Below are 26548 nucleotides of genomic sequence, written 5' to 3'. Positions count from 1 at the left end.
ATGTCGAAAATGCATGTCAAACTCACCGTGAACGGCAAAGAGGTCGAAGGACTGGCCGAGCCGCGCACGCTGTTGATCCACTTCCTGCGGGAAGATCTGAAAATTACCGGTCCTCATATCGGCTGTGAGACCAGCCACTGCGGGGCCTGCACTGTGGATATAGACGGTAAGTCCGTCAAATCCTGTACGACCTTCGTGGCGCAGGTGAACGGGGCCGATATCACCACCGTCGAAGGGTTAGCCAATGACGATGGTAGCCTTGGGGTGTTGCAAGAAATGTTCCGCGAACATCACGGGCTTCAGTGCGGTTTCTGCACGCCGGGCATGATCACTCGCGCGCATCGCCTGCTGCAGGAAAACCCGAACCCGACCGAAGAAGACATTCGCTTTGGCATGGCCGGGAATCTGTGCCGCTGCACCGGATACCAAAACATCGTCAAGGCGATCTCGGCCTCGGCTGACATTCTGAACGCTCAAGAGCCCTCAGGTAGCGAAGCGGTAGGGCAAACAAAAGTGGAGGCCGCGGAATGAACGACCAGACTTTGACCCCCGAAGAACGCACTGCCAACCTCAAAGGGATGGGCTGCGCCCGAAAGCGTGTCGAAGACGTGCGCTTTACCCAAGGCAAGGGAAATTATGTCGATGACATTAAGCTGGACGGGATGCTGTTCGGCGACTTTGTCCGCTCGCCCTATGCGCACGCCCGCGTGGTCAGCGTGAACAAAGAGGCAGCGCTGGCATTGCCCGGTGTTGTTGCGGTTTTGACCGCCGAAGATCTGGCGCCGTTGGGTTTGCACTGGATGCCTACTCTGGCAGGTGACAAGCAGATGGTACTTGCGGATGGTAAAGTGTTGTTCCAAGGCCAGGAGGTGGCTTATGTGGTCGCCGAAGACCGATACATCGCGGCGGACGCGGTCGAGCTGGTCGAGGTCGAATACGAGGAACTGCCGGTTCTGACCGACCCGTTCGAGGCGTTGAAGTCAGACGTGGTGTTGCGCGAAGACCTTGAAGGCCAGACCGAAGGCGCGCACGGCCCGCGTAAGCATCACAATCACATCTTCACTTGGGAACAGGGCGACAAGGACGCGACCGAAGCCATTCTGGCTGAGGCCGATGTGGTCGCCGAGGAAATGGTTTACTACCACCGCACTCACCCCTGTCCGCTGGAGACCTGCGGCTGCGTGGCCTCGATGGACAAGGTGACGGGTAAGCTGACCCTCTATGGCACATTTCAGGCGCCGCACGCGATCCGAACGGTTGTGTCTCTGATCTCAGGCATCGCCGAGCACAATATCCGTGTCATAAGCCCCGATATCGGTGGTGGGTTCGGTAACAAGGTCGGCGCCTATGCGGGCTATGTTTGCTCGGTCGTGGCCTCGATCGTGACCGGTAAGCCGGTGAAATGGGTCGAGGATCGGATGGAGAACCTGATGACCACCGCCTTTGCTCGCGACTACTGGATGCAGGGTAAGATCGCGGCCACCAAGGATGGCAAGATCACGGGGCTGTGGTGCCATACAACAGCGGATCATGGCGGGTTCGATGCCTGCGCTGATCCGACCAAGTTTCCAGCTGGGTTCATGAATATCTGCACCGGATCCTATGATATTCCCACCGCTTATCTGGCTGTGGACGGCGTTTATACTAACAAGGCTCCGGGCGGGGTTGCCTATCGCTGTTCCTTCCGCGTCACCGAGGCGGCCTATTTCATCGAACGCATGATCGAGGTTCTGGCCATCAAGCTGAACATGGACGCGGCCGAGCTGCGCCGGATCAACTTCATCAAGGCCGATCAGTTCCCTTACCAGTCTGCGCTGGGTTGGGAATATGACTCGGGCGATTATCATACCGCGTGGGACAAGGCGTTGAAGGCGGTCGATTATGAAGGTCTGCGGGCGGAGCAAGCGCAGCGGATCGAGGATTTCAAAGCTGGCAACACTCGTAAACTGTTGGGCATTGGCCTGACGCATTTCACGGAAATCGTGGGCGCTGGGCCGGTAAAGAACTGCGACATCCTTGGGCTGGGCATGTTTGACAGTTGCGAGATTCGCATCCACCCAACAGGGTCGGCCATCGCGCGGCTGGGGACGATCAGCCAGGGTCAGGGCCATGCCACGACCTTTGCCCAGATCATCGCGAGTGAGATCGGCCTGCCCGCCGATGACATCACGCTGGAGGAAGGCGACACCGACACCGCGCCTTATGGGCTTGGCACATATGGGTCTCGGTCCACGCCTGTGGCCGGAGCGGCAACGGCCATGGCGGCACGCAAAATCCGCGCCAAGGCACAGATGATCGCGGCCTATCTGCTTGAGGTGCATGACGACGATGTTGAATGGGACGTGGATCGGTTCGCCGTCAAAGGCGCGCCCGAGCGGTTCAAGACCATGAAGGACATCGCCTTCGCTGCCTACAATCAGGCTATTCCAGGGCTTGAGCCGGGTTTGGAGGCCGTCAGCTACTATGATCCGCCGAACATGACCTATCCGTTCGGAGCTTATATTTGCGTCATGGAGATCGACGTGGATACCGGCGAATGGGAGGTCCGGCAATTCTACGCGCTGGATGATTGCGGTACCCGGATCAACCCGATGATCATCGAAGGCCAAGTCCATGGCGGCGTGACCGAGGCGCTGGCTATCGCAATGGGTCAGGAGATCGCTTATGATGACATGGGCAATGTGAAAACCGGTACGTTGATGGATTTCTTCCTTCCAACTGCATGGGAAACGCCTAACTACACGACCGATCACACCGTTACGCCCTCACCACACCATCCGATTGGTGCAAAGGGCGTGGGGGAGAGCCCGAATGTAGGTGGCGTGCCTGCATTTTCCAATGCGGTTCATGATGCGTTCAAGCCGTTCGGGCTGGTTCAAAGCCACATGCCGCATGACCATTGGCGGATCTGGAAAATCGCGAATGGGCTTGGGATGCACAGGTAATCGGTTTCGAACCGGCCTAGCCGGTCCGATCAAACGGAGGGGGTTCTACCCCCTCCGAACCTCCCCCGGGATATTTTTGACCAGATGAAGAATGGATCCTGGTTGTGACGCTGAGTGACGTAAAGAACGGATTGGTAAAGCAGGGGTATGTAGCCGATGACCGGCTGGCAATGGCCCTGCATCTGGCAGATAGCCTCGGCCGGCCCTTGTTGCTGGAAGGTCCTGCGGGTGTGGGCAAGACCGAAGTGGCCAAGGCGCTGGCGGCTTGGCGCGATACTCGATTGATCCGCCTGCAATGCTACGAAGGGCTAGACGCCAGTCACGCCATTTACGAGTGGAATTATCAACGTCAGCTATTAGCGATTCGGGCCAGTGAAGCGCAGGGTGGGACCAGTGAAGCACAGCTGTTTTCTGATGAATACTTACTGAAAAGACCTTTGTTAGAGGCTATATCAGAAGACAACCCCCCGGTACTTCTGATTGATGAGATTGATCGGGCGGACGAGGAGTTCGAAGCGTATCTTTTGGAAATATTGTCCGATTTCCAAATCACGATACCCGAGTTGGGCACGATTTCGGCACGGGTTAAACCTATCGTCATTCTCACCGCGAATGGTACGCGGGATCTGTCCGACGCCTTGCGGCGCAGGTGTCTGTACAGTTTTCTGGATTACCCGTCACGTGATACGGAACTTGCCATCTTGCGCGCTCGGATGCCGGAGGTCGAGGAAAGACTGGCTCGCCAGATCATCGGTGTCGTGCAAGCGCTGCGGAAAGAAGAGCTTGAGAAAACCCCCGGCATTGCCGAGATGCTGGACTGGGCTGCGGCGCTGTCCGGATTGGGGGTCAACGATCTTGCCAAATCAAGGGATGAGGTGCAGGCAACGCTTGTCTGCCTGCTGAAAACCGCCGCCGACTATGATGCGGCCCCGCCCGAGGTGATGGATCGGCTTATCGGGAAAGTGGCGTGATGCAGGTTACGCGTTTCCCCTCTCGTGCCGACGGTCTTTCTGACCGTATTTCGGGGTTTATCGCTCATCTACGCATGAATGGCTTGCGTGTCGGGCCGCGGGAAACAGGGGATGCGTTGGCTGCCCTGGCTGCGGTCAACGCGACCGACGTACGGCAAGCGCGGCAAGCCCTATGCGCCGTTTTGGCAGGCGATTCCGAAGACTGGCGCCGATTTGATGACCTGTTCGATGCTTATTGGTTCAACATGGGCAAACAACGCAAAGGTGCGGCACAGACGTCACATGTCCGGGTTCAAACCGCAAAGCCAATGATCTGGCAACAAAACGACCAGACAGAAGAGGGTGCGAACTCGGATACGGATCAGAGGGCCACAGCTGATCCGCGCGATAGGTCGGCCACGGGGATAGACGGGAAGCTTGTTGCAACCCGTCAGGCCGACCTATCGCGTCAAGACCTGCGCGAGTTGATGGACGAACAGAGCCTATTGAAGGCAGAAAAGGCCGCTATTGCGATCGCTCGTGCAATTCGCGACAGGCGCTCACGCAGACGTAAACAGGCGCTTCGCGGCCCGGCGCTGGATATTCGTCGTATTCAACGCGCCAGTCTCGCGCGGGGCGGAGAGCCGATTGACCTCTTTCACCGCGCTCGTCCACCGCGCCCTATGAAGATCGTGGCGCTGTGTGATGTCAGTGGGTCGATGACCATTTATTCGCGTGTCTTTCTGGCCTTCCTCAGAGGGTTGATCAGCAGCGGGACGCAGGCGGATGCCTATCTGTTTCACACGCGCCTGATGCGGGTCACAGACGCCTTGCGCGACCACGATACTCTGCGCGCGGCTGGGAGGTTGTCGCTGATGGCCGAAGGGTTCGGCGGTGGAACCGATATCTCGGGGAGCCTCAACACCTTTCTGACAGGCTATGGTGCGCGGGCGTTGAATGGTCGAACCATCGTGCTGATCCTATCGGATGGGTATTGCAGTTCGGATCCAAAGGCGCTGGGCGATGTACTGGCGCGTATCCGCCGCAAGGCAAGGCGGATCGTTTGGTTGAACCCGCTAAAAGGCTGGCGAGACTATCAGCCCATCGCTGCCGCGATGCAGGAGGCCAAACCCTACCTGGATGCGCATCTACCTGCGAACACGCTTGAAGCCTTGGCAGCGCTAGAGCCGCAGTTCCGAAAGCTGTGAGAGGAGTCTAATATGGGAAGTTTCGACATCTTCGACACCATCGAGCAGTTACGCAAAACGGATGAGGCGTTCTGCGTCGCTACGGTGTTACGAACGGCGGATGCAACCTCGGCCAAGGCAGGGGCCAAAGCCGCAATCACTCGGGACGGGCGCATTTTGGGGCATCTTGGCGGGGCCTGCGTTCAACGGGCTGTCCGGGCCTCGGCTCAGGAGGCCTTGAGCAGTGGTGCGCCGCGAATGATCCGTGTGAAACCTTCAGACAAGGTGGTGAAAATGACCGATCCTGATGGCGTGCAGACATTCAAAAGCGGCTGCCCGTCAGGTGGTACTGTCGATCTGCTTGTGGAACCTTATCAACACGCACCAAGGCTTGTGATCTTTGGCGAGTCGCTGATTGCCACGGCGCTTGCTGCGCATGGGGCGTTATCAGGGTTCCGTGTTTGCATAAGCGAAAGTGCCGAGATTGAAGGGGATTTTCAGCGCTTTACACCGGAGTCCATCGGGCAGTTGGGCGTCGAGGCGCGCGACTACGTTGTGGTTGCCTCTCAGGGTCGAAGTGATGCCGCGGCCCTGAAAGCCGCGCTGCAAACCGATGCTTTGCGCGTTTCCATGGTGGCCAGCCGCCAAAAGGCTGATACTTTGATGACGAAACTTATCGCTCAGGGGTTGGACCCGGTGCGGGCAGGGCGGCTAAAATCACCTGCGGGGCTGGATATCCATGCGATTGATCCGCACGAAATTGCCTTGTCGATCCTGGCCGAGATTGTGCTGTGGCGAAACAGTGATAAGACGACGGAGGCGTCTGATGATGAGAAACGCGCTTAACCGCCTGCGGGTCCTGTGGCCCCCGCGCCCTGAGCAAACGCCGAAAGAAGCGACGGAAACTGCACTTTTGGTCTATCCGAGATGTTGCTGAACAAAGGAAATCTGAATGGAACTGAGTGATGAAATCCGCATCGCAGCACCGCGTGATGTTGTGTATCGCGCTCTCAACAACCCCGAAATACTGCAGGAGTGTATTCCGGGGTGCGAAGAGCTGACCCAGAACTCACCCGAGGAACTTGCCGCGAAGGTTGTTCTCAAGATCGGTCCGGTCAAAGCAAAATTCGCCGGTGAGGTCACACTGGACAATTCCAACGCGCCTGAGAGGTTTTCGCTGACCGGTGAAGGTAAAGGCGGGGCAGCGGGTTTCGCCAAGGGCGGCGCCGATGTCACCCTGACCGAGGACGGATCGGAAACGATTTTGGCCTATACCGCCAAGGTCGATGTCGGCGGCAAGATCGCTCAGCTTGGCAGCCGTTTGATCGCCGGAACAGCCAAGAAGTTATCAGGCAAGTTCTTCACGCGATTTGGTGAGATCGTTTCGGAACAGTCGGTTTCCTGACCATCGCCAATCACATGCGATAAAATCGGCGGGCCGTCGCCCCGAAAATCTGGTCGTGCTGTTTTTCGGGAACCAGAGCGGTATGTCGGTCAAACAGTTCCGCATAAGTGGAGGAGAGGCTATCCACTGGAAAGTTTGACCCGAACATGCAGCGATTTGCCCCGAATTGGCTCAGGCATGTTTCGACGATTGGCCTGACGCTGTCAGCGTTCCAGTTGTGATCAAACATACCAAGACCAGACAGTTTGCAAATGACCTGCGGCAGACCCGAAAGGTTCCGCAGTGCTTGCGACCAGCTTTCCAGCCCCTGAGCTGACCGATCATGGGGTGAGCCTGCATGGCACAGCGCCACTTGGGTCGCGGGGGATTGCGCCAAAACGCTTGCGGTGTGTTCCATCAGTTCCGGCAGCAGTTGCAGATCGAAGCTTAAGTCATGATCGCCAAGCTGCTTCAGCCCGTCCAGAAACTTGGGGTTATCCAGCAGGTCATTTGTGCCGGACATTTGGTCCTCACCCGGTGCGCGACCGATGATCTGGCGCACACCGCGCACAGACGGCAGTGTTTGCAGGCGGTCAAGCTGTGCGCTCAGATCATCCGAAGTCAGGTCGCAAAACGCGACCTGCACAAGCGGCCAGTCAGGGTTTTCGTCGGCAACGGATTGTATCCATTGCGCCTCGGCCCATGGGTCGGACGCGCCGACCTGAATATGGACTGAGGCATCAAACCCCGCGGCATCACTGCGAAACTGGGGCAGAAGATAGTCGCGCTGAATCGGCGTTGGATCACCGAAAAAACGCACGGCACCCTTTTCCATCAGCCAGGGATAGTGGACAGTGCTCAGATCCCACAGATGGTGATGTGCGTCGACCCTCATGGTGTTTCAATCCCTGTCGTGCGGGTCAGAATATCCACCCCTTGTTGGTTCCAGAAGTGGAGAAGGTCGATGAAAATCCAGTTTTCAGCCAGCTTGTCACCTGACCGGCGATAGATATCGATTACGCGGAACTCACCGGGTTTTCCGGTGGCGGGCATTCCCATGAAGCCGCCAGAAGGTACAGCCGTAAAATTCGGCCAGCCGAAGAAACCGCCATAGTGCCCTTCGGCAAGGCGGCAGACATGCTTAGTTTTCGTCCTCTCTGCAAAAGCCGCGCGGAACGGGCCGGAATGCTGCCGCGCGTAGCGTTCGATCGTATAGGTAGCACCGACGCCTTCGGGACCCCACCAGATCATATCGTCATGCCATGTGCGCGCCAGCTCGTCGGTCAGGGATAGGCCGCTGTCCCATTGCCCAAGATCCGAGATCATAGCGTTGATGGCGTTCAGCGTTCTTTGCGCTTCATCTGCGGGTTGGTCTTCGAATAGCAAACCGTCATGGGTTATCGGTCCCGGCTGCACCAGATGCGCTGCGGTTTGCGGCGGAAACGGATTCTGACCTGCCTGCACCATCAGGTGCGGAATGTCGAAATACATTGCGGTTTCAGTGATCTGACCGTCCGCGACCTTGTGGAATGCGCAGTAACGCAGAAACGCCATCTTGCCAGTGGGGCGAATCCCCAGCCATGCCGCATCGAAAAGACCCATGAGGTGCCCCATCGACACCACCCATACGCCGTCATCGCTGAGTGAATTGGCGCCTGCAAAAAAGATATCCTGCCGCCGCTGCAACCGTGTGAGACTGTGTTTCAAGGGCTGCCAGAACCTGCGTGCCACCTCTTGCGGGCCGGTGATCTCGTTAAACGGATGAAAGCCGCGCCACAGCAGATTCGGCGCGCAGAAGCGGGTCATTACGGCGGTGAGGTCGGCCCCGCTTGCACTGTCGAGTGCGTCGTAGAAGGACAGGATCAACTTTTTTTCGGCTTGGAATCCCACAGTGCTTTCCATTTCATTTCAGTAGTTTGAGGTTTGAAAACCGTAAATCCGACTCGGTGTTCGGGCTTATACTTGCATACGTATGCAAAAAAGTCTTGCCTGATTTGATATATCCGAATTACAGTTTTGCAAACGTATGCAAATCGAATCCTTGCAGGGGGCACCATGGCGGAAATTCAATTGCGCAACGTCGGCAAGCGCTGGGGCTCGTTCGTGGGGGTTCACAATTTCGACCTGACCATCGCTGACCGCGAATTCCTGGTCCTTCTGGGTCCGTCAGGGTGCGGCAAGACAACCACGATGCGTATGATTGCGGGTCTTGAGGACGTAACCGAGGGCGACATTCTTGTGGACGGCAAGGTCGTCAACGATCTGGAGCCAAAGGATCGCGATGTCGCGATGGTGTTCCAAAGCTATGCCCTTTATCCCAACATGAACGTCTACGAGAACATCCGCTTTCCGCTGAAGGTGCGCGGGATCGATCCGTCGACCCATGACGAAAAGGTTCGCCGCGCCAGCGCAATGGTCGAGCTGGATGAATTCCTGCATCGCAAGCCCGCTGAATTGTCGGGCGGTCAGCGTCAGCGTGTGGCTTTGGCCCGCGCCATTGTGCGTGAACCCAACGTCTTCCTGATGGATGAGCCGCTGTCGAACCTTGATGCCAAGCTGCGGGTTTCGACCCGCGCACAGATCAAGAACCTCAGCCATGAACTTGCGGTAACAACCATCTATGTGACCCATGACCAGATCGAAGCCATGACTCTGGCCGACCGTGTCGTGGTGATGAAGCAGGGTGTCGTGCAGCAAGTGGGCAGCCCGACCGAAATCTACGACAGGCCCGCCAATACATTCGTCGCCAGCTTTATTGGCTCGCCCGCGATGAATCTGATGGATGGTGAGGTTTCGGGCGGTGTGTTCCGTACCAAGCATGTGGAGATTCCAGTGAACGCGCCGGACGGCCCGTTGACGTTGGGCTTTCGTGCCGAAGACGCCAGCCTTGCCGAGGGCGATGGTGAAATCTCCGCACCGATCTACACGCTGGAATTGTTGGGTGACGCGACCATGATCTCGGTCCGGGTTGGCGGTGCCCTTGTTTCAGTCAAGGCCGATAAATCTTTCCGCGCCGAGATTGGCGAGCCGGTCTCGTTCTCGGTGCCAACAGAAATCTGTCACCTCTTTGAAGCTGAAAGCGGTGCGCGGATTGGGGAGTAACCCCAAAACAGCCCATTCGGGCATAACACCGGTCCGGACGTCGACGACGGACCGATCCTGACAGGGAGAAACGCATGAAACTCAAATCACTTTTCATGGCAGGTGCCATGTCCCTTGCCGCTGGTGGCGCGTGGGCCGATTGCGCCTTTGAAAATGACGTGCCGTTGAAATCGCTTTCGGCAGGGTTCGAAGCCTGGAAAGCCGTGACCGATGCGATGGCTGAATGCGGCAACTTCAGCGCTTCGCTGGACCAAGAGTTCCGCGAAAAGCAGCCCGAAGCGTTTGCAGCCGATCCGGCGCTTTATCAGATTGGCGGTGTCTCGAACGCGACACTGGTGCCCCTGCTCAATGCAGGAACCATTCGTCCGGTGGATGACCTGGTCGAAAAATACGGCCAGAACCTTCTGCCGAACCAGTTGATCAAGGTGGACGGCAAAACCATGGCGATTGCGATGATGGTTAATGCCCAGCACCTGATGTATCGCAGCGATGTTTTGGCCGATCTAGGTATCGAAGAGCCCAAGACGTACGCAGATGTTCTGGCTGCTGCTGCCAAGATCAAAGAGGCAGGCGTCATGGAATATCCGATTGGCGGCACGTTCAAGACCGGTTGGAACCTTGGCCAGGAATTCGTCAACATGTACCTCGGAGAAGGCGGTGAGTTCTTCGGTGAAGGCAACATGCCCGCTATCAATAACGACCAGGGTGTCGCGGCGCTGGAAATGATGAAGGCCATGACTGAATACATGGACCCTGAATACCTCGTGTCAGACTCCACCTACGTTCAGCAGCAGTTTCAGCAAGGCAAGATCGCCATGGCGAACCTGTGGGCCAGCCGTGCGGCTGCAATGAATGATGAGGCCGAAAGCCAGGTGGTTGGCAAGGTTACGATGGCGGCGGCCCCGATGGGATCGGCTGCTCCTGCCACCACGGTTTGGTGGGACGGGGTCGTTTTTGCCACCAATATGAGCGATGAAGAAGCTGATGCCGCTTTCCGCGTGGCGCTTGAGGGCATGGATGAAGATACGGTTCGTGCCAACAATGATGCCGCCGTCTGGTTAAGCCCTGCCTATTCCGCAGGTGAGCTGGCCACAGGTGCAGCCGCATCTGCCGAAGCGGGCGCCAAGGCTTATCCGGCGTCGGGACCGATGGGCATCATGCACACCGCCTTGGGCAACGGCCTGGCCGATTACCTGACCGGTGCCAAGGACGCCCAGACAACACTGGCCGATATCGAGGCGGACTATACAACCGCCGCCAAAGAAGCCGGTCTGATCACAAACTGATCCTCCCGCGGGAGGGCTACGGCCCTCCTGCGCCTTCCCTCTGAGAACCATGAGAAAGGCAGAGCCATGAATTCCCGGACATTTGCCGCCTTTGTCGGCCCTTCTGTCTTTATGATGCTTCTCTTTATCGCGTACCCGCTGATCAGCGTGTTCATCCAGAGTTTCTATATCACGCAACCGATTTATGAGACGGTAGAGATAGAAACCTGTACGCCCGGTTTTCTGACACAGACTTGCATAACGGAACAAGTCTCTCAGCCCAAACTGGACGAGCACGGAGAGATCATCACCCAAACTGAATACGTAGGGCTGCAAAGCTATCGTAATGTGCTTGAGCCTGAACGGGCCTGGCGCGCGATCAGCAATGGCGAATGGAACGTGTTGTCCACGATTAACTTCTGGAAGGCTTTGCGTTTTACTCTGACGTTCACACTGATAACATTGCCGTTGGTGATTGGGTGCGGTCTGGGCATTGCGGTCCTGATCAACAACGCTGCCCGGGCCATTCGCGGGCCGGTGATTTTCGTCTCCTTGCTGCCTTTCATTATCACGCCTGTGATTGGGGTACTGTCGATCAACTGGCTGTTTCGGGGCGATGGTATTCTGACCGCGATGCTTGAGACATGGCTGAACCGCGACATCGCTTTGTTTGCACAGGCCTGGACGATCGAGATCCTGATGATGGTCTACCGTGTCTGGCACGTCGCGCCCTTTGCTGCCATCGTGTTCTATGCCGGATTGCAGACCGTCAACCAGGACAGCCTTGAAAGCGCGGTCATCGACGGTGCGACCCGCTGGCAGCGGATGAAGTACATCGTGATCCCGCATCTGATGCCGCTGATCATTTTTGTGTCGATGATCCACCTGATGGACAGCTACCGGGTGTTTGAAGAAATCGTCGGCTTCTCAAGCCAGGGTTATGTCATCTCGCTGCAATGGCTGACCTACGACTTCCTGGTGCCAGATCAGGCCGGCAACCGGTCGATCAGCCGGGCCTCGGCCAGTGCCATGCTGACCATGATCGGCGTCGTCATCCTGCTTATCTTCCCGCTGCGCCGGACATGGCGTGATCATAAAGGAGGTCACTGAGATGTCTTCACGTGCGCTTCGCCAACCCCTCAGCTTAAGGCTGACGTCGAACATCTTCCTTGCATTCTGGTGCATCGTGGCCGTGTTTCCGATCCTTTGGATTACGGTCATGAGCTTCAAATCGCCGGTAGATGCTTTTGACAGCAATGCGCTGAACGTCATCTTTGGGCCAGCAACACTGGCCAAAGGGCAGGGAATATCGATACTCGATATTATTGCGGGTATCGCGGTTTTCTGGGGCGCCATCCTTGTTTCAACGAAAACGCTGCCCTCGATGGTCAGGTCATACACCAAACCCGGACAAGCGTGGTTTGGATGGGTGATTGGTGTATTGGTGGTGATCGTCGGCTTCCTGCTGGTGTTTTTCGTAATCCTGCCCGCAGTTCTGGGGGTGCTGAACCCGATTTTCGGCCCGCTCGGAAAAGATGTGCTGGGTTTGACCACCGAGCACTACAAAACAGTTTGGATCGACCGCGGTTTTTCCAGCAATTTCCAAAACTCGCTGATCGTAACGACTGGAGTTGTCACGCTGTCACTGACCGTGGGTACACTGGCCGGGTATGGGCTGGCGCGCTCCGGCTCGACATTGGCGTTCTGGATCCTGATTGTTGCGCTGATTTTCCGGGCTTTGCCCCCTTCGGTTCTGGTTTCGGGTTACCTGCCGGTCTTTATCTCATCGGCGGAATGGCTGGCCCCGATCCTTGGGGAAAACGCGCCTACGCTTTACGGAAAACCATTTGCCGTCATTGCGGTACTTGTGGCGATAAACCAGCCCTTTACCATCTGGATGCTGCGATCATTCTTCCAGAACATCCCGTCCGAACTGGATGAGGCCGCGCGGGTTGATGGTTGCAGTCACTTTCAGGCGTTCCGGCGTGTTATCATGCCGGTGATGTGGCCGGGTGTGATCACCACGGGTTTGTTCAGCTTCCTGCTGGCATATAACGACTTTCTGGTTACGTCCCTGCTTCTGGACGCGCAAAACCAGACGATGGTTCCGGCCATTGTTGGTATGTTCAACCGTGAAACGACGACTACCGATCAGGTCGTCGCCGTGGCGGCTGCCGTATCGATCACTGCACCGCTGATCTTTCTTGTTCTGATCTTCCAACGCCAAATCGTCAGCGGCCTGACCGCCGGAGCCGTGAAAGGCTGATGAGTAACCACGCCCGACACAGCGCCATGGCGCGCCATCCTGCCTTAAACAGGTTGCCAAGGGACTTCCTGAGCTTTGGGGGTTTCTCCTCAAAACTCATCCCTGAACAACCTGAAAGGATATGAAGAATGAAAGGCTCCCGCCCCGAACAAGCGGTTTTGACCCGCGACACGGACCTGAGCAAGACGGAAGAAACACGCCATGTCATCGAAACCATGGTCGATGGGCTGAACGACCACCGAATTGACGATATCGGCGAGTTTTTTTCGCAGGGTTTTCGATGGATGGGCAACCAGGGCTGCGGCACCAAGACCGGCTTGAAGGAGTTTCAGAACAACTGGCAGCGCCCGTTTCAGGCGGCGTTCTCGGACAAGACCTGTATCGACGAAGCCCGGCTGTACATGGGTGAATGGGCGGCTGCGTTTGGTCGTCAGGAGGCCACTCATTCAGGCGAGTTTCTGGGTATCGCCCCGACAGGTAAACGGGTCGAGATTCGGTACATGGATTTCTGGAAAGTGGTCGACGGCAAGATCGTGGACAATTGGGTGAATGTCGATTTCGCCCATGTTGCGGCGCAGTTGGGCGTGGACGTGTTCAACGGACAAGGCTGGGAAGCATTTGACCGGGGCGAAAAAACTCCGCCTCGGCCCGAAAACTGAGGATTGGAAACATGACAATCAAGTATCTGAAACGCGGGAAGTCTGACGCCGACCGGGCCGAGGATGACGCCAAGACACGGGCCGTTGTTGAAGCCACGCTGAAAGACATCGAAACCCGCGGCGATGCCGCTGTGCGTGAACTGAGCGAGAAGTTCGACAGCTATTCTCCGCCCTCGTTCCGGCTGTCGCAGCAGGAGATCGACGATCTCATTGGTCAACTGACTGACCGCGAATTGGCTGATATCAAGTTCGCGCAGGAACAGGTGCGCAACTTTGCGCAGGCGCAGCGCGACTCAATGCTGGATATTGAGGTTGAGACATTGCCCGGTGTCATTCTGGGCCACAAGAATATCCCGGTTCAGTCGGTAGGATGCTACGTGCCCGGCGGTAAGTTTCCGATGGTGGCCTCGGCACATATGTCGGTGGCGACGGCCTCGGTCGCAGGTGTGCCTCGGATCATCGCCTGCACGCCGCCGTTCAACGGCAAGCCAAACCCGGCGGTGATTGCTGCCATGCATCTGGGCGGGGCGCATGAGATTTATGTGATGGGCGGCATTCAGGCCATCGGTGCTATGGCACTTGGGACCGAGACGATCGACCCCGTTCACATGCTGGTCGGCCCCGGCAATGCCTTCGTGGCCGAAGCCAAGCGTCAGCTGTTCGGCCGTGTCGGTATCGACCTGTTCGCAGGCCCCACCGAAACAATGGTGATTGCCGACGAGACCGCTGCGGATGCTGAGCTTTGTGCAACCGACCTGCTGGGTCAGGCTGAGCATGGCTATAACAGCCCCTGCGTGCTGCTGACCAATTCGCTCAAACTGGCTGAGGACACCATGGCCGAGGTTGATCGCCTGCTTGGCATCCTGCCAACGGCTGGCACTGCAAAAGTGTCATGGGACGAGTACGGCGAAGTGATTGTCTGCGACACCTATGACGAGATGTTGCAGGTCGCCGATGACATCGCGTCCGAGCATGTTCAGGTGATGACCGACCGCGATGACTGGTTTCTGGAAAACATGACCTGCTACGGCGCGTTGTTCCTTGGTGCGCGCACCAATGTCTCGAACGGGGACAAGGTGATCGGAACAAACCATACCCTGCCAACGAAGAAAGCCGGGCGCTATACCGGCGGACTTTGGGTAGGCAAGTACCTCAAGACGCACAGCTATCAGAAAGTGCTGACGGATGAGGCGGCGACGCTGATCGGTGAATATGGGTCACGCTTGTGCATGCTCGAAGGATTTGTTGGCCATGCTGAGCAATGCAATGTTCGCGTGCGCAGATATGGCGGCATAAATGTCCCCTATGGCGAACCTGCCCCCTATCGGGATGCCGCTGAATGAATGACCCGCATACCCAACACAAGGCCCTGATCGCGCCGCTTAGGGCCGCGATGTACGACTTTTCCGAGGCCGGTGTTCGCGAAGCGCTGGCTGAGGTTACGGCTAACGATGCCGTATTTCACCTGTGCCATCCTTTGGGGGATAGCATTGGCAGCGACGCATTCTATGACCGCGCCTACAAGGATCTTCTGGATGCCTGGCCCGATCTGGAACGGCGCGACTATATCGTCATGGCTGGACCGGATGAAGATGGCGCCGATTGGGTCGGTTGTGGAGGTTACTACACCGGTACTTTCACGGGTCCGTGGCTGGATATCCCACCGACGGGTCATCAAGTGACCATGCGGTTCCATGAATTCTTCCGGTTTGTGGACGGCAAGATTGTTGAGGTTCAGGCGCTTTGGGACATTCCTGAGGTGATGATGCAGGCAAACGCCTGGCCGATGGCCCCCAGCCTTGGTCATGAATGGCATGTGCCCGGACCGGCGACACAGGACGGTCTTGTGCCCGGTCCCTATGATGCGGCCAAGGGCAAGGCGACCTGTCAGCACATTATCGACATGCTGGAACACCTGAAAAAGCACCCCTCGCAAGGTGGACCTGAAGTTATGGAGATGGAGCGTTTCTGGCATCCGCGGATGAACTGGTACGGCCCATCGGGCATCGGCACCGGGCGCGGCTACGCGGGTTTCCGCAATTGGCACCAGATTCCGTTCCTGAACGGCATGCCGGATCGCGGGCAGTACGTGGATGACATCACCTATCACTTCTTTGGCGATGGAGAATATGCGGCGGTGACCGGCTGGCCGAACATGATACAGACGGTGACGCATGATGGCTGGATGGGGATCGCGCCTTCCGGCAAAAAGATCACCATGCGCAGCCTCGACTTCTGGCGGCTGGAAAACGGCCGTATCCGTGAAAACTGGGTGCTTGTCGATATTCTGGATGCTTACCGGCAGCTTGGCGTTGACGTCTTTGCTCGTCTGCGGGAATTCAACAAGGCCCGGAATCTGGGCCGTATTGAAACGCCTGATGGAATGAGCTGATGACTGACCTGCCCCGTACTCCTTCGTTTTCGCTAAAGGATAAAACCGCCCTTGTAACTGGAGCGTCCTCGGGGATCGGGCAGGGCTGTGCCGTGGCGCTGGCCGAGGCTGGCGCCCACGTAGTCTGTGCCGCGCGCGGTGCCGACCGCTTGGCCGACACTGTTGCCGCGTTGCAAGGGCAGGGCTGGTCAGCCGAGGCCGCGGTCTTGGATCAGGGTGATCTGAACGCTCTGAAACACCTGTTCGAAGGCCGTGTGTTTGATGTGGTTGTGAATTCTGCCGGAACCGCGCGCCACAGCCCGGCGGTTGAGACGACGCCTGAGGATTTTGACGCCGTTACGGATGTAAACCTGCGGTCCGCCTATTTCCTGTCGGCCTATGCAGCCAAAGCACTGATGGCCGCGGGCAGACCAGGGTCGATCATTCATATCTCAAGCCAGATGGGTCACGTGGGCGGTGTTGACAGGGCGCTCTACTGCGCAACCAAGCATGGGCTTGAGGGTATGGTCAAAGCCATGGCGATCGAATGGGGCAAGCAGCGCATTCGGATCAACACAATCTGCCCGACCTTTATTCGCACGCCTCTGACCCAATCGACTTTTGACAATCCCGAACGGGCCGCCTGGATCCTTGAGAAAATCAAGCTGGACCGTGTGGGTGAGGTAGAGGACATCATGGGTGCGGTCACGTATCTTGCCTCGGACGCCTCGGCGCTTGTCACCGGGACTTCGATGCTGATTGACGGCGGGTGGACGGCGGACTGATGCCCGAGAAAGTCACCTCTCTTCAGGTTGCACAACTGGCCGGTGTCAGCCAGTCGGCGGTCAGCCGGGTGTTCACCCCCGGTGCGTCGGTCAGCAAAAAGACCGAAGAAAAGGTGCGCGAGGCTGCAGCAAAACTGGGCTATCGTCCTAACGTTCTGGCGCGGGCGATGGTGTCTGGCAAAAGCCGCATCATCGGCTTGGTGGTCGGGTATCTGGACAATTACTTTTATCCCGAAGCGCTTGAGAAGCTTTCGAATGCCCTGCAAGAGCGGGGCTACCACGTTTTGATTTTCATGGCTTCACGCTCGGCCGGGAATATCGACGATGTGATGGATGAAATCCTGGATTATCAGGTGGACGGGGTCATTCTGGCCTCGGTCCCCATGTCATCGGACATAGCCATGCGCTGCCAGCAGGCGGGCGTTCCGGTGGTTCTGTTCAACCGCAGCCAGGATATCGAAGGGATCACCACCGTCACGTCCGATAACTACGCGGGGGGTCGCAAGGTGGCCGAGTTCCTGGTGGCGGGGGGCCATGAACGGATTGCTTACATCGCAGGTTGGCAGGGCGCTTCGACTCAGCGTGACCGCGAGGCCGGATTTCGCGCGGCGCTGAACGCGGTCGGGCATGACCTGTATGCCCATGAGGTTGGTGAGTTTCACACCGAAAACGCCCGCGCCGCCGCGCGCAGGGTGTTCGATGTAGACCCCAATAAAAGGCCGGATGCCGTATTTGTTGCCAACGATCATATGGCCCTGGCGGTGATGGATGTGATCCGCTTTGAACTTGGCCTGCGCGTGCCCGAGGACGTCTCGGTCGTGGGCTATGATGACGTGCCGCCCGCAGGTTGGCCCGCCTATAACCTGACGACAATCCGGCAGCGGGCCAACATGATGGTGGCCGAAACCGTGGCCGCACTTTTTGAACATATCGACTCCCCTGCGACGATCGAGCCGCGCAAGGTGGCCATTGATGGGCCATTGGTCGTGCGGACCTCGGCCCGGTTGCCAAAGGGGTGGACACCACAAAGGACAGAGACATGAAAGGCTTCGATCCGAAGTTCCGGGATTTTCCGGATTACATCATCGGTATCACCAAGGAAATCTGGGAAGACCGGGGTATAGCCACACTGCATGACTATTACAGCGAGGATATCGTTGTACGGTCGCCCGCGTCGGTGGTCGTGGGCAACCAGAATGTCATCGGCGCAACCATGGCGACGCTGGCCGAGTTTCCTGACCGGCAGCTTCTGGGCGAGGATGTGATCTGGTCCGGCACGCCCGAAGACGGAATGCTGAGCTCTCACCGGATTATCTCGACCGCGACGCATCTGGCCGAAGGTGTGTATGGCAGGCCAACCGGCACCAAGCTGCGCTACCGGATTCTGGCGGATTGCCATGCCATAGACAATCAGATCAACGATGAATGGCTGATCCGTGATCAGGGTGCCATCGTGCGGCAAATGGGTTGGGACCCCAAGGAATATGCCGCAGACCTGATCGCGCGCGAAGGTGGGCCGGACACCTGCGTCAAACCCCTGACGCCCGAAACCGATAATCCCGGACCCTACACTGGCACTGGCAACGACAATGAATGGGGTCAGCGCTATGCCGATATACTGACCCGGATCATGAGCGCCGATATGCGCGTGATCGAGGCCGAGTATGACCGCGCCGTGCAGTCCGAATATGTCGGCGGTGTCACGGGCCACGGGTGGAACTCGGTGGATCGGTTCTGGATGGGCCTGCGCGCCAGCTTTCCGAATGCCGAGTTTAAAATCGAACACCAGATCGGTCGCGACGATCCGAACATGGCCCCTCGTGCCGCCGTGCGTTGGAGCTTGTGGGGCAAGCATGACGGGTGGGGTGTTTTTGGTGCGCCGACTGGTGCGCAGGTCTATGTTCTGGGCATCAGCCATGCCGAGTTTGGCGAGTTGATCACGGGCCATCCGCAATTGCGCCGCGAATACACGTTGTTTGACGAAACCTCGGTCTGGAAACAGATTCTACTGCAAGGCGGCGAAGGCTGAGTGACCGCGATGGTATCATCACTGAACTCTAGTCAGGCGGCGCAGAGATATCATGCGCACCGCGCGTCGCTGCGCGCGCGGCGTCTGAACAATCGTCCTCCGGGGGGTGCGGATTGATCCCATCACACCCCTCAATCCCAAGGAGACACAGTCATGAGTACCATTCAACAACGCATCGTCCGCTATGGCGAATTGCAGCCCTGTAAAACCGCCTTTATCGATGCGCATACGCCGGGCAGCGATCAAAAGGAAAACTTTACCATCATCGGTGGCGGCGTGTCGGAGTCGCCGGATCAGCACGTACATATCACCGACAAGATCGGCTTTAACATCGGTGCGGCGGGTCAGCCGCCGAAATGCCGCAACTCGCTGCACAGCCACACCACAGCCGAGGTGTTTTTCGTTGCCAAAGGACGCTGGCGGTTTTTCTGGGGCCGCTATGGGACGGCGGGTGAGTTCATTGCCGAAGAGGGTGACATTTTCAACATTCCTACCGGTATCTTCCGTGGTTTCGAAAATGTGGGTCAGGACTACGGGATGATTATGTCGATCCTTGGCGGCGATGATGCGGGCGGGGGTGTCACATGGGCACCGCAAGTTATCCAGGACGCACAGGCGCATGGTCTGATGCTGGGTGACAATGGCGTCTTGTACGACAGCAAGAAGGGTCAGGACCTGCCGCACAATGTCCGCCCGATGCCTGTTTTGACCGAAGAAGAGTTGAAAAACTATCCCGAGGTTCCAGTCGATGCTGTAGTTGGCAAATACGTGGCCCGATACTGGGACTTGATGGCGCTGGCAGCAGACAAACCGGCGCTGGTGATCGGCGAAACTGGTATCATCAAGGACAAACCGGGTTTTGAGGTTGATTTCCTGACCCGTGGCTCGTCCGTCACCGAAGCGGTCAAGGCCGATAGGCCAGTGGTTCTGATGCCAGCCAGTGGCCATTGGCGCATCTCTGTCGACGGGTACGAGACAGTACTGTCCAACGGTGATACCGTGCTGGTCATGCCGGGTGAGGCATACAGAGTCGCGCCGTCTATGACCGGGCAGGCAGGTCTGTATCGGATCACGGCAACCGACGATCCCGCCGGAGCCACCTGGGTCGGATGACGCTTGATCCCGACAATACCCGCGCCGTCTATGACCGGCAGGCCAGAACCTATGATGAGCAACGTTCGCGGGTTCTGTTCGAAGCGCGCTGGCTTGCGCGCTTCACCGCCAGTCTGAAACCCGGCGATCACGTTCTGGATCTGGGCTGCGGCACGGGTGAACCCATCGCGCGCTGGTTCATGGCCGAGGGGTTCACTGTCACCGGCGTCGATTTCTCGGACGCCATGCTAGAGATTGCCCAAAGCCGTTGGCCCGATTGCGATTGGCGGCAAGCGGATATGCGCGATTTTGAGCTGAACCAGACCTTTGATGGGATCATCGCCTGGAACAGCTTTTTTCACCTGACGGCTGATGAGCAGACAAGCTGTATCGCCCGAATGTCACGCCATCTGCGCCCGGGCGGTATGCTGATGCTGACCGTAGGCCCAAGCGCCGGTGAGGAACACGGCACAGTCGGCGGTGAGGCGGTGTATCACGCGTCCCTTTCGCCCGCAGGCTATGCGACTTGTCTTGAGGAAAACGGGATGATCATGACCGGCTTTCTGGCAAAAGATCCGGAAACCCAAAGCCATACAGTTCTGATGGCGCGCAAGATGTAACGGAGGGGCCATGCCTGTAAAAACAACACATGTCGGGTCTTTGCCGCGCTCGCAAGAGGTGGTCGATTTTATCTTTGCCCGCGAACGTGAAGAGCCTTTCGATCAGGCCGCTTTTGACGTGTGCATGTCGAAAGCCGTTTCTGAGACGGTGCGCAAACAGGTTGAGGCGGGCGTGGATATCGTCAGTGATGGCGAGACATCAAAGATATCCTACGCCACCTATGTCAAGGATCGCTATACCGGATTTTCAGGCGACAGCCCGCGCAATGCTCCGGCTGATCTGAAGATGTTCCCGGGCTTTCTGAAACGGCTGGCCGATGACGGTGGCACACCTAAATACGCGCGGCCCCAATGTACCGGCGAGGTGCGCTCAAAGGGGCAGGGAGAGCTGGAGAAGGATATCGCGAACCTCAAGGCCGCCATGGCGCAGCACGGGGCCGAGCGCGGATTTATGAACGCGGCATCTCCGGGCGTGATTTCGCTTTTCCTGCAAAATGATTTCTATCCCACGCGTGACGCATATCTGGCCGCGCTGGCGGATGCGATGAAGGATGAGTACGAATCCATCGTGGCCGCCGGTCTGGATATCCAATTGGATTGTCCCGACCTTGCCCTGTCGCGCCATATGTTGTTCACCGACCTGACAGACGAGGAATTCGTCAAGATCGCGGATATGCATGTCGAGGCGCTGAACCATGCGTTGCAGAATGTACCGCAGGATCGGGTGCGGGTGCATATCTGTTGGGGAAACTATGAAGGCCCGCATTGCTGCGACATTGCCATGGACAAGGTGTTCACGACGCTGATGAACACAAAGTCTCGCTATGTTTTGTTCGAAACTTCGAACCCGCGCCATGCGCATGAGTGGACGGTGTTCCGTGACCGCAAGGGCGAGATTCCCGAAGATAAGATTCTGGTTCCCGGTGTCGTCGATACCACGACGAACTTTGTTGAGCATCCCGAACTGGTGGCGCAGCGGATTGAACGGTTCACCGATATCGTTGGCGCAAACCGTGTGATTGCAGGTAGTGATTGCGGTTTTGGCACCTTCGCGGGCTTTGGTGCGGTGGATCCGGATATCGCCTATGCCAAGCTGACAGCATTGTCTGAGGGCGCAAAGCTGGCCCGGGCATGACTCCGCTGGTTCTTTTACCCGGAATGATGTGCGACGCGCGGTTATTTCAGCCGCAGATCGCCGCTCTGTCGGGTTCGCGGCCATTGATGACTTTTCCACTTTCGGCGCAGGACAGCGTGCAGGCGATGGCGGCCGAAGTTTTGTCCAATGCACCGCCAGTTTTCGCGCTGGCGGGTCTTTCCATGGGTGGCATCGTGGCGATGGAGGTGGTGCGGCAGGCACCAGAGCGGGTTGAGCGGTTGGCCCTGCTGGACACCAACCCGCTGGCCGAAAAGACGCAGATCAAGGCGCGTCGTGGGCCGCAGATGGCTGCGGTGAAGGCGGGCCAACTGCGCCAGGTGATGCGGGATGAGATGAAGCCCAACTATCTGGCCGATGGCCCCGACCGGGGTGCCATCCTGGACCTGTGCATGGCCATGGCGATGAATCTTGGTCCCGATGTATTTCTGCGCCAATCGCGCGCTTTGATGGATCGCCCCGACCAGGGTGAGACCCTGAAAACCTATACCGGTCCCGCACTGGTTCTGTGCGGGCGCGAGGATGGCCTGTGCCCGGTCGAGCGGCACAGGTTGATGCATGAATTTCTGCCAAACAGCATATTGGAAATCATAGAAGAGGCCGGGCACCTGCCTACTTTGGAAAAACCTGATGATACGACAGCAGCCCTGATCAGGTGGTTGGAAGCCACATGATACGACCCGACGCGCAGGGTAAGTGCTGCAGCGTCCGCTCGTTAATCTAATTGGCGGCTTTAATCAGCGTTTCTGAGGCCTTGTGATCTCTGGCTTCAAAAAGAAGCCAATCATGGAAGGACCTGATGAGGGGATCCGCCCGTCGCGCTGATTGTGTCGCAATAGCATAGATAGTGAATGGAAGCGTCGTGGCGTCGAACAGTCTGACAAGCCGACCTTCCTCAACCGTCGCCCGCACAACGACTTCGTAGGCCAGCGAGATGCCCAAACCGGCCTCTGCCGCGGTCGAGGCATATTCGCAGTTTGGATAGACAGGATCACCATCCGAAAGCTCAGCCACAACGCCTGCGGCGCGGAACCATTCAGGCCATTGGTCGTCAACTTCGTCTCGAAACAGTGTTAGACGCAGCAGATCGCGCGGATGGGAGATGCGCTCGCGCTGCAGCAGCGATGGTGACGCGACCGGATAGCGCGCCGAACGCAGAAAAGGCGTGACATCAACACCATTTTCCGGGTCATCGCGCCATTTGATGACAACGTCAGCGTCATTGGTTGCAAAATCCGTCGAAGGGGCACCCTCTGCAATGCGTAATCGAATGGACTGCGCGTGCTCAAATCGTCCCAGACGTGGCAAAAGCCAGCGGGCCGCAAAGCCCGGTGTGGACAATACCCGCAGAGTTTGCCCGTCCTCGTCACCCTTTGCCGCCCGCGTGCTGTCGTCGAGATGATCGAGCAATTGCGTAAGCCGCCCTGCGTAACCTCGCCCCGTGGCGGTCAGACTGATCCTGTTGCTTTCACGGTGAAAAAGAGCCGTTGCAAGATAGTCTTCCAGGGCCCGGATTTGATGCGAAATTGCGGAGGGGCTCAAACAAAGCTCTTGCGCGGCATCCTTGAAACTTAGATGTCGAGCCGCGGCCTCGAATGCTTTCACAGCCGAGAAGGGAGGCAATTGCCGTTTCTTCACGCGTGAATTTCCCTCACTGGGTGATGAAAAACCATCTTTTGCCCGCAATCATACCAGCCGGCTAAGCTTACCGCAAATCCACACCTGTCAAATGGAGGGGCCCATGTCCTCTTTCAGACGCGCCGCGCTGGTCGCGGCCGCCCAGCTTTTTGTTGTGGCCAATGCGACAACTGCGGACACGCCGGAAATCTCGGCAGCGTTGGTTGAAGAGCTTCACATTTGGATTGATGCCGCCTCGGACCTTCCCCGCGCCCGTGAACCGGCCAGCATCGTGTTTGCGGAGCGTAGTGACGTTTCGGACCCCGGCGAATTGGCTTCCATGATCGGGACAGAACCGCGCGGTTTGTACGATCCAATGATCGGTGAAATCACGTTGGTTCTGCCGTGGAACGCATCAAACCCACAAGACATATCGGTGCTACTGCACGAGCTTGTGCATCACCGTCAGAACGACCGACACTACTATTGCCCCGCGGCCAAAGAGCAAACCGCCTACACCTTGCAGAGGGACTGGCTGGCTGAGCGCGGCATGGGCCTTGATGTTAATTGGATTGCAGTCATCCTTGCGTCCAGCTGCGCACCGCGTGACGTCCACCCCAGGGTTGCAGACTAACCAATCCAGGCAGCCCTTCCCCGCGAGCGGATGAGACTTCGTGCTTTGAGTGGCAACCGTCACCTTTAATAAAGCCCGACGCGATGTGCGCGTCAGGCTCTAGATGTCGCACTCTTAAGACATGCTGGCTTCATCAGGCGCGCTGTGTGGCATTGCGCCCGTATTTGTTACCGCGCAGAAGCATGAATGCTGACAGACCCAAGGCCATTACTTGAAGGTCAGCGATTGTAAGCGCGCCCCAGTAAAAATAAATGATGACCCCGGTAACAGCTGCCACACCTGCAAAGCCTCCAAGACGGGTCAGGGCATCGCCAGCAAGCCGGAACTTACCCAGTTGCGGTCTGAACGTTTCGATCACACCACCTACGATCAGTGCGGCAGCGCCAAAGATTTCAGCAAATGCGGCAAGAATGTACAATGCCGCCGGTACACCAAAATCGCCCGGTGACGTGAACACGGACGGAAACTTTTGTTGGCCGTAGTAGAACAGTAGTCCCGCGAGTGGGATGCGGATTGTCCAGTGCGCGATGCGATCACTCCAATCGAATCCGGGCACCCGGCCCTTGCGCCGCCCAATCGTATAGACCACTTGTGCAAGTCCCTGACGTTTCGATGTGTTTGAGTTTACCGTCATGTCGCTCGGCATGTCATTCCTTCCTTATGTTGCTGAAACTGTGTTGGGTTCTCCGTCCATCGTGCAGCAGGACCTGTGCGTCCCGCTGCCATTTGTGCCATTTCTTTAGCTGCTTTGATCAGTGCCGCTTTCGTCGGAGGTGATCAAAGACTTTGCTTCTTCCACAAGTGCCTCAAGCTTGTCGCCACCTTTTCCGGGCACGCGTGCGTTGAGGATGTCATCGGCGTTTGACAGGTCATCCCCGACTACAACCAATGCGACCATACCCATGGCCTGATGCGGCAAGCACACAACAGCAGTAAGGCCGGTTTCTGTTACTTCATACTCAATTGCCTGGTTTACGCGTCCTCGGAACGGTTCCTGTCCTTCGGGAAGCGCGTCTTTAACGGATTGAGCGTTGTGTGACTTGTCAGTTGGAACGAAACGGATGATGTCACCGACTTCGGCACGGATCAGTTCCTGGCTGAAGACCATTCGGTCCCCGTCCTCGTTCTTGTTCAACATCTCGATCTCGATGATGTCAGCAAGCGCAGGTGCGGCAGATGCCACAGTGAGTGCGATAGCGAGCAATGTCGTTTTCATAGCAGTCTCCCGATTATTGATCTGACAGCAGATAGCGAGCGCTGTTGAGAAGTCCGGTGAGGAACCGAAAATAGCGACGGTTTAGCGCACCACGGGTGTCGTGTGCATGCGGGCCGGCATTAATCGGACCCTTTTCCCGAATGCTAGATTGAAGGCTGCAGGATACGCCCGGTTTGGCCAATGCTGTTCACGCATCGAACCAGTCTGACGTTCCTAGTCAATGATCCGCCGAACCGTACGTGATGCGTTTTCAAACGCTTTTGCAGCGTTGAGAAGCCGTCTTGCGGCTTGCCCCGGAAATCCTTCTTCCTCGCCCTCGTCGAATACCGCGTAGGCAGCATATGCAAATCGGGGGGCTTCCTCGATCAGGCTTAACCAGCCTTCTCTCAATGCCGGTTCAACAACACGTCGCGGAAAATAACCGGCCGAGGGCACAGACCTCAGGTACTGAAGGCCAAGCGTGCCAATCCCCAATTGCAGGCGTGGCGCATCAAGTTCGGGAAAATTCAGCAAATGGTCAGCCCGGAATTCCGGGCCCCAATCTATCAGAACGTATGATTCACCCAGTTCAGTCGGCAGTTCGTTTGGTCCACTGCTTACCAGGACAAACTCATCCTGAAAAAGTTGAAGGGCAGAGAGGCCGGAGGCTTTGCGAGGGCGGTACATGATAGCAAGGTCAAGGCCGCCCTCTGAAATCTCGCGCGACAGGGTTTGAGGGGACGCTGCCGATGCCCGTATCGCGACATCCGGCAGTGCTGCCATTAGATCGGGTAGGGCTTCGATAAGATACCCGTCCCAAAGGCTGGGAGCGGCCCCGATTTCTAGCGCGGCGGCCATTGTCACGGGCAGGCCCGCATCCAGTTTTGCTTGCGTCCACGTTCGTACAAGTATTTGGGCGTGCTTTAGAAAATGCCGCCCTGCCGGCGTCAGGGTTGCGCCCGATTTGCCGCGTTCGAATACCGCTTGTCCCAGCTGTTGCTCGAGCGTTCGAATGCGCATACTGACCGTCGATTGCGTAACGTGCACCTTGTTTGCCGCATCAAAAAAGGTGCCTGTTTCAACAACGGCCAGAAATGTTCGGGCAAGCTCTATATCCACGGTTCACCTATTTGAATATCCGATATTATCGACGACATAAATTCGTTATTCAATACGATACGACTGTGTCATAGTGCCGGCGTAGCGCAAAAGTGCCCCCACCAGATCGGAACACCAATCAACGGAGTTCATTTTGTAGTGGAGATCCCGACCTGCGGAGCCGTTGCAACCTGAA

The 26548-nt window shown here is 57.4% G+C and carries 27 protein-coding genes; 21 read left to right on the top strand and 6 right to left on the bottom strand.

Annotated features, from left to right (window positions below):
* From ACXAET_RS12835 to ACXAET_RS12810, 6 genes are all read left to right on the top strand, one after another.
* On the top strand, positions 1 to 531 hold the full coding sequence (locus ACXAET_RS12835; RefSeq protein WP_475185541.1) for a (2Fe-2S)-binding protein: 531 nt from the start codon (positions 1 to 3) through the stop codon (positions 529 to 531).
* Positions 528 to 2945 carry an aerobic carbon-monoxide dehydrogenase large subunit gene (locus ACXAET_RS12830; RefSeq protein WP_475185540.1) on the top strand — a complete coding sequence of 806 codons (2418 nt, stop codon included), beginning with the start codon at positions 528 to 530 and terminating at the stop codon, positions 2943 to 2945. Before ACXAET_RS12835 ends, ACXAET_RS12830 begins: the two co-directional genes overlap by 4 nt.
* Positions 2946 to 3049: 104 nt before the next feature.
* Positions 3050 to 3916, top strand: coding sequence for an AAA family ATPase (locus tag ACXAET_RS12825; protein ID WP_475185538.1), 867 nt, complete (start codon positions 3050 to 3052; stop codon positions 3914 to 3916).
* Positions 3916 to 5103, top strand: a complete 1188-nt coding sequence (locus ACXAET_RS12820; protein ID WP_475185535.1) for a vWA domain-containing protein — start codon at positions 3916 to 3918, stop codon at positions 5101 to 5103. Before ACXAET_RS12825 ends, ACXAET_RS12820 begins: the two co-directional genes overlap by 1 nt.
* A 12-nt stretch (positions 5104 to 5115) precedes the next feature.
* Positions 5116 to 5928, top strand: a complete 813-nt coding sequence (locus ACXAET_RS12815) for an XdhC family protein (protein WP_475185531.1) — start codon at positions 5116 to 5118, stop codon at positions 5926 to 5928.
* A 106-nt stretch (positions 5929 to 6034) separates the two neighbouring features.
* Positions 6035 to 6487 (top strand): SRPBCC family protein, encoded by a 453-nt coding sequence (locus ACXAET_RS12810; RefSeq protein WP_224891260.1) that lies wholly within the window; start codon positions 6035 to 6037, stop codon positions 6485 to 6487.
* Positions 6488 to 6497: 10 nt separating this feature from the next.
* Here the strand turns inward: ACXAET_RS12810 and ACXAET_RS12805 are convergent, their stop codons facing one another.
* Both ACXAET_RS12805 and ACXAET_RS12800 read right to left on the bottom strand, forming a co-directional pair.
* Complete coding sequence (locus ACXAET_RS12805; protein WP_475185527.1) at positions 6498 to 7361, bottom strand: amidohydrolase family protein; 864 nt, start codon at positions 7359 to 7361, stop codon at positions 6498 to 6500.
* Positions 7358 to 8368 (bottom strand): nuclear transport factor 2 family protein, encoded by a 1011-nt coding sequence (locus ACXAET_RS12800; RefSeq protein WP_475185524.1) that lies wholly within the window; start codon positions 8366 to 8368, stop codon positions 7358 to 7360. The genes ACXAET_RS12805 and ACXAET_RS12800 overlap by 4 nt, the downstream gene beginning before the upstream one ends.
* 153 nt (positions 8369 to 8521) lie before the next feature.
* Between ACXAET_RS12800 and ACXAET_RS12795 the strand changes: the two genes are divergently transcribed.
* From ACXAET_RS12795 to ACXAET_RS12730, 14 genes are all read left to right on the top strand, one after another.
* Entirely contained in the window at positions 8522 to 9568 is a 1047-nt protein-coding gene (locus ACXAET_RS12795; protein WP_475185518.1) for an ABC transporter ATP-binding protein, read from the top strand.
* A gap of 74 nt (positions 9569 to 9642) precedes the next feature.
* Positions 9643 to 10854 carry an ABC transporter substrate-binding protein gene (locus ACXAET_RS12790; RefSeq protein ID WP_475185516.1) on the top strand — a complete coding sequence of 404 codons (1212 nt, stop codon included), beginning with the start codon at positions 9643 to 9645 and terminating at the stop codon, positions 10852 to 10854.
* 66 nt (positions 10855 to 10920) lie between these two features.
* Positions 10921 to 11943 (top strand): carbohydrate ABC transporter permease, encoded by a 1023-nt coding sequence (locus ACXAET_RS12785; RefSeq protein ID WP_475185510.1) that lies wholly within the window; start codon positions 10921 to 10923, stop codon positions 11941 to 11943.
* A 1-nt stretch (position 11944) separates the two neighbouring features.
* Positions 11945 to 13099: a carbohydrate ABC transporter permease gene (locus tag ACXAET_RS12780; RefSeq protein WP_475185507.1), complete on the top strand. Its 1155-nt coding sequence runs from the start codon at positions 11945 to 11947 to the stop codon at positions 13097 to 13099.
* 128 nt (positions 13100 to 13227) lie between these two features.
* Positions 13228 to 13758: an ester cyclase gene (locus ACXAET_RS12775; protein ID WP_475185503.1), complete on the top strand. Its 531-nt coding sequence runs from the start codon at positions 13228 to 13230 to the stop codon at positions 13756 to 13758.
* Between the two features lie 11 nt (positions 13759 to 13769).
* Positions 13770 to 15101, top strand: a complete 1332-nt coding sequence (hisD, locus tag ACXAET_RS12770; RefSeq protein WP_475185498.1) for a histidinol dehydrogenase — start codon at positions 13770 to 13772, stop codon at positions 15099 to 15101.
* Positions 15098 to 16150, top strand: a complete 1053-nt coding sequence (locus ACXAET_RS12765) for an ester cyclase (protein ID WP_475185496.1) — start codon at positions 15098 to 15100, stop codon at positions 16148 to 16150. Before hisD ends, ACXAET_RS12765 begins: the two co-directional genes overlap by 4 nt.
* Positions 16150 to 16914 (top strand): SDR family NAD(P)-dependent oxidoreductase, encoded by a 765-nt coding sequence (locus tag ACXAET_RS12760; RefSeq protein ID WP_475185492.1) that lies wholly within the window; start codon positions 16150 to 16152, stop codon positions 16912 to 16914. Before ACXAET_RS12765 ends, ACXAET_RS12760 begins: the two co-directional genes overlap by 1 nt.
* Entirely contained in the window at positions 16914 to 17957 is a 1044-nt protein-coding gene (locus ACXAET_RS12755) for a LacI family DNA-binding transcriptional regulator (RefSeq protein ID WP_475185490.1), read from the top strand. The genes ACXAET_RS12760 and ACXAET_RS12755 overlap by 1 nt, the downstream gene beginning before the upstream one ends.
* Positions 17954 to 18943 (top strand): nuclear transport factor 2 family protein, encoded by a 990-nt coding sequence (locus ACXAET_RS12750; protein ID WP_475185484.1) that lies wholly within the window; start codon positions 17954 to 17956, stop codon positions 18941 to 18943. Before ACXAET_RS12755 ends, ACXAET_RS12750 begins: the two co-directional genes overlap by 4 nt.
* 153 nt (positions 18944 to 19096) lie before the next feature.
* Complete coding sequence (locus tag ACXAET_RS12745) at positions 19097 to 20056, top strand: cupin domain-containing protein (RefSeq protein WP_475185482.1); 960 nt, start codon at positions 19097 to 19099, stop codon at positions 20054 to 20056.
* The gene (locus ACXAET_RS12740) at positions 20053 to 20655 is read left to right on the top strand and encodes a class I SAM-dependent DNA methyltransferase (protein WP_475185477.1); all 603 of its coding nucleotides are present in this window, start codon (positions 20053 to 20055) and stop codon (positions 20653 to 20655) included. The genes ACXAET_RS12745 and ACXAET_RS12740 overlap by 4 nt, the downstream gene beginning before the upstream one ends.
* A 10-nt stretch (positions 20656 to 20665) precedes the next feature.
* A complete protein-coding gene (locus ACXAET_RS12735; RefSeq protein ID WP_475185474.1) occupies positions 20666 to 21790 on the top strand; it encodes a cobalamin-independent methionine synthase II family protein in 1125 nt (374 codons plus the stop codon).
* Entirely contained in the window at positions 21787 to 22482 is a 696-nt protein-coding gene (locus ACXAET_RS12730; protein ID WP_475185471.1) for an alpha/beta fold hydrolase, read from the top strand. The genes ACXAET_RS12735 and ACXAET_RS12730 overlap by 4 nt, the downstream gene beginning before the upstream one ends.
* Positions 22483 to 22528: 46 nt before the next feature.
* Here the strand turns inward: ACXAET_RS12730 and ACXAET_RS12725 are convergent, their stop codons facing one another.
* Positions 22529 to 23413 carry a LysR substrate-binding domain-containing protein gene (locus ACXAET_RS12725; RefSeq protein ID WP_475187215.1) on the bottom strand — a complete coding sequence of 295 codons (885 nt, stop codon included), beginning with the start codon at positions 23411 to 23413 and terminating at the stop codon, positions 22529 to 22531.
* Positions 23414 to 23549: 136 nt separating this feature from the next.
* Between ACXAET_RS12725 and ACXAET_RS12720 the strand changes: the two genes are divergently transcribed.
* On the top strand, positions 23550 to 24059 hold the full coding sequence (locus ACXAET_RS12720) for a DUF6647 family protein (RefSeq protein WP_475185468.1): 510 nt from the start codon (positions 23550 to 23552) through the stop codon (positions 24057 to 24059).
* Between the two features lie 133 nt (positions 24060 to 24192).
* On the opposite strand, the gene ACXAET_RS12715 is transcribed toward ACXAET_RS12720, so the two are convergent.
* From ACXAET_RS12715 to ACXAET_RS12705, 3 genes are all read right to left on the bottom strand, one after another.
* Positions 24193 to 24705, bottom strand: a complete 513-nt coding sequence (locus tag ACXAET_RS12715) for a hypothetical protein (RefSeq protein ID WP_475185463.1) — start codon at positions 24703 to 24705, stop codon at positions 24193 to 24195.
* A gap of 93 nt (positions 24706 to 24798) precedes the next feature.
* Positions 24799 to 25275, bottom strand: coding sequence for a pseudoazurin (locus ACXAET_RS12710; protein WP_475185460.1), 477 nt, complete (start codon positions 25273 to 25275; stop codon positions 24799 to 24801).
* 213 nt (positions 25276 to 25488) lie between these two features.
* Positions 25489 to 26373, bottom strand: coding sequence for a LysR family transcriptional regulator (locus ACXAET_RS12705; RefSeq protein WP_475185457.1), 885 nt, complete (start codon positions 26371 to 26373; stop codon positions 25489 to 25491).
* Between the last annotated feature and the right edge of the window lie 175 nt (positions 26374 to 26548).

This window comes from Ruegeria sp. AWH4_226, from assembly GCF_056159225.1.
Note: the sequence above shows the minus strand (reverse complement) of the source record. Positions and strands in the feature narration are given on the sequence as shown.